The organism is Tabrizicola sp. (assembly GCF_051645465.1).
Taxonomy (GTDB): Bacteria; Pseudomonadota; Alphaproteobacteria; order Rhodobacterales; family Rhodobacteraceae; genus Tabrizicola.
Genome location: NZ_JBOFBI010000203.1, coordinates 1 through 2,300, shown reverse-complemented (window position 1 = coordinate 2,300; position 2,300 = coordinate 1). Strand labels below are relative to the sequence as shown.

Genomic DNA, 2,300 nt, shown 5'->3' with positions numbered 1-2,300 from the left:
TCGGTAACGGACCATTCAAGGTGAAGGTCAAGGTCACCATTTCCGATGATGAACTGGTGGTGGACTACACCGGCACATCGCCGCAGGCGATCGGTCCGATCAACTGTTCCTATACGGGCCTCGTGACCGGTGCGCGCTGTCTATTCAAATCGGTTACCAATCCGGGCATCCCGGCCAATGGTGGGGCGTTCCGGCCCTTGAAGATCATTTGCCCGCCCGGCACGTTGCTGAGCGCGCAGGTGCCTGCCCCGGTTTCAGTTTATTATGAGGCTCTGATCGCCGCAATTGACGTGTTCTGGAAGGCGCTGGCCCCGGCTTTGCCTCATATGTTGCCAGCTGGACATCAGCGGACAGTCGGGGCGACGTTTGTTTCCGGCATCCGTCCGGAGAATGGCGAATTCTATGTTATGGGCGAACCGCTGGTGGGCGGCTGGGGTGCATCCAGCAACCTTGACGGCGACAATGGTCAGTTCTGCTGTGCCAACGGCGAGACCTACAACATCCCATGCGAGCTGTTTGAAAGCCGTTACGCCATCGAAGTTGATCAGTATGCGTTCCACAACGCAGATGGCGGCGCTGGCGAGTTTCGCGGCGGCAAGGGTGTTGTCCTGGACTACCGGGTTACAGCCGATGAGGCCTTTTTGACCTATGCCGCAACGCGCAGCTCGGTGCGTCCTTGGGCAATGGCTGGCGGGCAGGAAGGTTCGACCAACTATGCTGAAATTCATCGGCATGATGGCAGCGTTGATCGGCACACGATGTGTACGACTGTACCCGCCAAGCGCGATGAGGTGATCCGGATCTATACCGCTACCGGCGGTGGCTTCGGGGATCCGCTCAAGCGCGACCGCGCCGCCCTTTTGCAGGATGTTCGCAACGGATTTGTCACGCCGGAGCAAGCAGAGAAGCACTACGGTTTGATGATTGCCGGGTGAACGAGTTGGGTCGCTTTGAGGCGCTGCGATTTCATGGATTGGGCGAGCCGGTCGATGTGTTGCAAGTCGATTGTCTGGAAGCGGCCCCGCTTGCGGAAGAGGACGTGCGCATTGAGGTCGCGGCCTTCGCACTGAACCGGGCTGACTGGCTTTACACAATGGGGTGGCACTATTCGGTGCCCGAATTGCCGTCTCGGATTGGCTCTGAATGCGCCGGGACGATTGTTGCTGTTGGAGCTGCCGTCGATCACAGTTTGATCGGCAAAAAAGTCTGCACGGTGCCGTTCGATAACTGCACATATGGGGTTCAAGGGGGCCTTGCCGACGTCCCTGTAGACTTCATTGCGCCGTGGCCGACAGAGCTATCTGCCGAAGAAGCGGCTGCGACATGGATGCAATATCTGACGGCCTATTTCGCCCTGATTACTATTGCTGATATCGGCACAAGCGACTTCCTGTTCGTACCTGCTGCGAGTAGCAGCGCTGGGCTGGCGGCCATTCAACTGGCGAAGTTGCGCGGTGCAACGGTTATCGCAGGAACCCGTTCTCCGTCCAAGGTCGACCCGCTCCGCGCAGCAGGCGCAGATCATATCGTACTGACGACCGAAACTGCCGACTTGGCGGAAACGCTGCGAAGGTTGTCGGACGGGTCCGGTGTTCGCGTGGTTTTCGACCCGATTGGCGGCGACTTCATGCAGCAATACGACGCCGCTTTGGGCCAAAATGCGAGGATCATTCTCTTTGGCCTTTTGTCGGGTGAACAGACGCAACTGAACCTGGTTCCACTCGTTCGGGCGAACGCTGTCATCTATCCATATTCCATGTTCAACCATGTGACAGACGCGAAGGCACTGACCAGCGCGATCATTTTCATCGAGGAAGCCGTCAAACATGGGCTGCGTCCTGTGATCGACCGGGTATTCGAGTGGCCCGAGGTTTTGGATGCCTACAGGCGCCAAGATAGCCAGGCCCAAATCGGAAAAATCATCGTCAGCATGGAGCATGGCAAATGAGCGGAGACTTTCCACGCGAGCCAGTGCCCGAAGAAGCTGCGAACCGTCCGGCTCGATCAATCGCAATGATTGTTTCGAATGCGGTTATGGGCGTTCCCGTCATGATCCTGGGCATCTCTATCGGCGCAGACTATGGCCAAACTCGAGGTTGGCTGGTGATCGCTCTCGGTTGCGCGCTCACAGCGGCGTTCGCTGCCTTGGCGGCACATGCGGGCGTCAGATCTCGTAGGTCGGCGGCGCTACTTTCACGGGAAGCGTTCGGCTCATCTGGGGCTCACTTTCTCAATCTTGCCATTGCTGTGGCCCTGCTCGGTTGGTTTGCCGTCGAGATGGGATTTATCGGGGCAATGGT

The 2,300-nt window shown here is 58.1% G+C and carries 3 protein-coding genes; all 3 read left to right on the top strand.

Annotated features, from left to right (window positions below; genetic code table 11):
• Positions 1-935 (top strand): hydantoinase B/oxoprolinase family protein (locus tag ACRCSW_RS12900; RefSeq protein ID WP_438705652.1); only part of this gene is annotated, 935 nt, incomplete at its 5' end.
• Complete coding sequence (locus ACRCSW_RS12895; RefSeq protein ID WP_438705651.1) at positions 932-1,948, top strand: zinc-binding dehydrogenase; 1,017 nt, start codon at positions 932-934, stop codon at positions 1,946-1,948. The genes ACRCSW_RS12900 and ACRCSW_RS12895, both read left to right, overlap by 4 nt.
• Positions 1,945-2,300 (top strand): cytosine permease (locus ACRCSW_RS12890; RefSeq protein WP_438705649.1); only part of this gene is annotated, 356 nt, incomplete at its 3' end. The genes ACRCSW_RS12895 and ACRCSW_RS12890, both read left to right, overlap by 4 nt.